The organism is Marinospirillum sp., assembly GCF_014859565.1.
In genome coordinates, this window is sequence record NZ_JACUUA010000231.1 from 1 (window position 1) to 5,001 (window position 5,001).

Consider the following 5,001-nt stretch of genomic DNA (forward strand, 5'->3'; position numbering starts at 1 on the left):
GGTACTCCTTTGCGGGTGATGACAAAATCCGGGTTGCCACAGTCGGTAATTTTGGATGGTTCGTTGGTGATTTTGCAGTCAGGGAGCAAGGTAGCCAACAGTTGTTCCAGGTCACCACGAAAGGTATGTTCGCTGCTGTGCCCTTCTGTCAGCCGTCCGTTAATTTTATCAATATACTGAATAACGTCCATAAGCTTGCCTTCTGCTCCGCATGTTCAAAAATGAAAGTCTAACCAGGCATTAAAAACCAGCCCTCTTTAAAATCCAGGCGCAGCCAACTCAACCAGAGCTGTTTTGATGGCTGTGCCCAAACGACGCTCCAGACGCTCCCAGGGGCTGGGTTCTGGTGTGTAGTTGATACTGCGCTCCACACCCAACCGACTTTGCAAGGTAAACATCGAGCCCAGCTCATCAATCAACCCTTGCTCCAGCGCCAGCTCACCATTCCAGACCAGACCGGAAAAAATCTCTGGATTGTCTGCCAGACGCTCACCACGCCCTTCTTTAACTACCCGAATAAACTGCTGGTGAGTGGAGTCCAGCACCTCTTGCCAGAACTCCCGCTGCTCCGCATTCATATCAGAAAAGGGATCAAGGAAAGCCTTGTTGTTACCCGAGGTGAAAACCCGACGCTCAATACCCAAACGATTAATGGCTTCTTTAAAACCAAAACCACCGGAAACCACTCCAATGGAGCCAACCAAACTGGCACGGTCTGCCAGAATGGTATCTGCAGCTACGGCAATATAATAACCACCGGAAGCCCCCAGATCCTCAATCACTGCATAAACAGGCAACTGCGGATGTTGTTTGCGCAGAGCGAGAATACCGTCATGGATCTGACCCGCCTGTACCGGACTGCCACCGGGACTGTTAATGCGTAAAACCACGGCTTCAACATTGGGCGCATTAAACGCTCGTCGAGCACCTTGTAATACACGCTCGGCACTGGCGCGCCCTTCTGATTCAATTGTTCCGCGAATATCCACCACCGCCAGATGTGCTGTTCCTGCCGCACTGTCCTCAGAAGGTGACAGTAATTCTTTGCCTGATCCAAACACCAGCAGCAAAATCAACAGGGTCATGCCAATTCGCAACGTCCCGCCAATCAGGCGTCCGCGCCTGGCTCTGCGTTGCTCCAGCAAAACTTCTTTTGCCCAGGCCTGCATCCATTGTTCCGGTGCGCCGGTCTTGTCCACTTTTGATGCTGTTTCTTGCTGCGGCACGGTGTGTTTCATTTCACCTGTCCAGGGGTCCTGCTCACTCATGATTCTTCACCTTATCCTGTTCTACCTGCTTCCAGCTTTTATCCAGCGGTGCTTCAATAGTCAGACGCTGACCCGTCAGCGGATCAGAAAATACCAGTCTGCGTGCATGTAAAAACATCCTTCCGATACCGGCACGACGAAAACGTTCATTTATGGCCTCATCACCATACTTGGGATCACCCAACAGCGGAAATCCGGCAAAACGGGCATGAACCCGGATCTGGTGTGTACGACCCGTCACTGGTTCTGCCTCGATCAAAGTTAGTGAACCCAGACGTTTTAATATTTTAAAACGAGTCAGGGATGCCTTGCCCGCTCCCGGTTCAGCAATACGCATACGTCGCTCACCGGAAGGTGAAGATGCACGATCTATGGGTGCATCCACTTCTCTTAATTCCACCGGCCAGTTACCCAGCACCCAGGCCTGATAAAACTTGCCCATTTGTTTGGCGCGCAGCTGATCTTGCAGAATATTCAGCGCCTTGCGGGATTTAGCCAGCAGAATACAACCGGAGGTGTCTTTATCCAGACGATGCACCAGCTCCAGAAAATCCAACTCCGGACGTACTTGGCGCAGGGCTTCGATTAATCCCACCCGCACACCACTGCCGCCATGTACTGCCAGGCCAGCCGGTTTGTTCAGCACCAGCACGGCGTCATTTTCATAAATCAGAGCATCACCTTGCAACAAATCCCGCAGACTGTCACCCACCGGGGTTTGTGAGGCTTTTTCAGTCAAACGGATGGGTGGCACACGCACCTGATCACCCGTCTGCAAACGGGTATCCGCCTTGGCGCGTTTTTTGTTGATTCTCACCTCACCCTTACGAATGATGCGATACACCAGTGTTCTGGGTGCACCCTTAAGCTGGGTGATCAGATAATTATCCAGTCGCTGACCATCCGCTCCGGCAGTCACATCCAGATACCTTACTGCAGCCAGAGAACCGGCTTCTGTGCTAGACATCAATCAATCACCTGAATCAATAAACCCTGAGGAGGCCAGTATACTAGCCTCTTCGGACTTTTTCTGGGCGATTGCTCACTTTCAGCTCTACTGGTATGATGCCGGGGCGCGGAAAAGGGCTTAACTCTCACGAAAGGACTTAACCCCTCATGCAGCGCCTGCACCCATGGTTGATCTGATGGGCATCACGCAGGCCAGCGCAAAAGAATTTTCAAGAACGTCTGATGTCACAGTCAGGCAAAAGAAAAAACCGCGGCTCAGGCTCGCGAGTTGAAACTCTTATTTTTACCTTGTGCCAAACGACTCAATAGATTTTGTTTCGAAAACTGAAATTAGTTATTTTTCTGCCGCCCTGATGGGCTACAGGTATACAGGCTCAAGACATCATGAGCGTTTCACCGAAGCGGAAAACTATACAAGAACAAACAGGAACGGCATTAAGCCTTGCCTGATTTTGTCGTGTCAGCACAAAGAAACATAATGTAGACAACACGCTGTGTCTGGGCTGCCTGAACTTAACGGAAGCCCCACATGAAACGCATGCTAATCAACGCAACCCAACCGGAAGAACGCCGGGTTGCCCTTGTCGATGGCCAGAGACTCTACGATCTCGACATTGAATCCGGTTCCAGAGAATCCAAAAAAGCCAATATTTACCGTGGCCGCATTACCCGCGTAGAACCCAGCCTTGAAGCCGCTTTTGTTGACTATGGTGCTGAGCGCCATGGTTTTTTACCCCTGAAAGAAATCGGACGTGAATACTTTGCCCGCAACTCCGGTGAAGGTCGCGGCAACATCCGCGATCTGGTCAAGGAAGGCACCGAGGTTATTGTTCAGGTCGACAAAGAAGAACGCGGCAACAAGGGCGCAGCACTGACCACCTATGTGAGCCTGGCTGGCCGTTATCTGGTGCTGATGCCCAACAACGCTCGTGCTGGTGGTATTTCTCGCCGCATTGAAGGTGAAGAACGTGCGGCATTAAAAGATGCCATGAATGGCTTGAACATCCCCAATCAAATGGGTGTAATTGTTCGTACTGCCGGTATTGGTCGCTCCAGTGAAGAGCTGCAGTGGGATCTGGATTACCTGGTTAAAGTCTGGGAATCCGTGAATGATGCCGCCATGCAAAAACCGGCACCCTTCCTGATTTACCGCGAATCCAACGTGATTATCCGCGCCATGCGTGATTACCTGCGACAGGATATCGGCGAAGTACTGATTGATAACCAGGAAGTTTACAATCAGGCACAGGGATTTATTCAACAGGTCATGCCGTCCTACCAGAGCAAAATCAAGTTCTATCAGGATGATGTTCCGCTTTTTTCCCGCTTCCAGATCGAAAGCCAGATCGAAACTGCTTTCCAGCGCGAAGTAAAACTGCCATCCGGCGGCTCGATTGTGATCGACCACACCGAAGCACTGGTTTCGGTGGATATCAACTCAGCACGCGCCACTCGTGGTGGTGATATCGAAGAAACCGCCCTGCAAACCAACCTGGAAGCTGCTGATGAAGTGGCACGCCAGCTGCGTCTGCGTGACATCGGTGGCCTGGTGGTGATCGACTTCATCGACATGAGTCCGATCAAAAACCAGCGCGAAGTTGAAAACCGGATGCGTGACGCACTGAAGATTGACCGTGCACGTGTGCAAATTGGTCGTATCTCCCGTTTTGGTCTGCTGGAAATGTCCCGCCAGCGCCTGCGTCCTTCCCTGGGTGAAACCAGCGGTGTCGTTTGCCCACGCTGTGAAGGCCAGGGCACCATTCGTGATGTCAAATCCATAGCTCTGTCCATCCTGCGCCTGATCGAAGAAGAGGCCATGAAGGACAATACTGCTCAGATTCGTGCAGTACTGCCGGTTTCTGTCGCTACCTTCCTGCTGAACGAAAAACGCTCACCCCTGCACGATATCGAAAAACGCCAGCGCGTTGAAGTTGTAGTGATTCCTAACCCTGACATGCACACACCGCATTACGATGTAACACGGGTGCGTGATGACGATCTGGGTGATGAAGAAGCAGTTGCCAGTTACGAAATTGATGTCTCTGAAACCAATGACAAAGAACCCACTGGCAGTGCTGAAAAAGTTACCGGATTTGCTGAAGCAGCCGTTCAGAACGTGATTCCCAGTGCACCAGCACCTGCTGAAGAAACAGCAGCACCTGCAGTAACGACCAGCGTCCGAACTCCGACAACAACAGCAAGCCGTCCAGGATTCTTTGCACGAATTGTCACAGCATTGCTCGGCAACTCTGAAGATGCCACTAAGAAGCCCGAAACCCCAAAACCAACCGCTGCACCTGCTCGCCAGAACACCAGCGACAACCGTGGTGAAAATCGCAACAACCGCACCCGCACCCGTCCGGACAACAACCGTCGCAACACGCGTAACCGCTCAGAAGAAAGCAGCAACAACCGCAACGAGAATAATCGTAACGAAGGGCGCAACAACAATCGCAACACCGAACCACGCACTACCGACGCTCGCAGCGAGGGTCGTAACGACACACGTCGTAACAACAACCGCCGTGAAGAAGCTCCTGCGGTGGATACTCCGCGTCAGGAAGCCCGTACCCCGGCTCCAGTACCGGTTGTTGTACCCACCCATGATGACACTAAACCAGCACGCACCAACCCGCGCAATCGCCGTCGTAACAAGGTGATGACTGGTGATGCTGCCACCCCACCGGATTTTGATAAGCTGAAAGAGCAACTACTGCCTGCAGATGAAATTCTCAGCGCAACTGCCGTAGCTCAAGAAACACCA

The 5,001-nt window shown here is 52.0% G+C and carries 4 protein-coding genes; 1 reads left to right on the forward strand and 3 read right to left on the reverse strand.

Annotated elements, in window-relative coordinates; all coding sequences use genetic code 11:
- The 3 genes from IBX50_RS17185 to IBX50_RS17195 form a co-directional block, all read right to left on the reverse strand.
- A partial coding sequence (locus IBX50_RS17185; protein WP_292257527.1) for a hypothetical protein occupies positions 1-191 on the reverse strand: 191 nt, incomplete at its 3' end.
- A gap of 66 nt (positions 192-257) precedes the next feature.
- A complete protein-coding gene (locus IBX50_RS17190; RefSeq protein ID WP_292257528.1) occupies positions 258-1,268 on the reverse strand; it encodes a S49 family peptidase in 1,011 nt (336 codons plus the stop codon).
- On the reverse strand, positions 1,261-2,235 hold the full coding sequence (locus tag IBX50_RS17195; RefSeq protein ID WP_292257529.1) for an RluA family pseudouridine synthase: 975 nt from the start codon (positions 2,233-2,235) through the stop codon (positions 1,261-1,263). Before IBX50_RS17195 ends, IBX50_RS17190 begins: the two co-directional genes overlap by 8 nt.
- Before the next feature lie 531 nt (positions 2,236-2,766).
- On the opposite strand from IBX50_RS17195, the gene rne reads away from it, so the two are divergent.
- On the forward strand, positions 2,767-5,001 hold a 2,235-nt coding region (gene rne, locus IBX50_RS17200; protein ID WP_292257530.1), incomplete at its 3' end, for a ribonuclease E.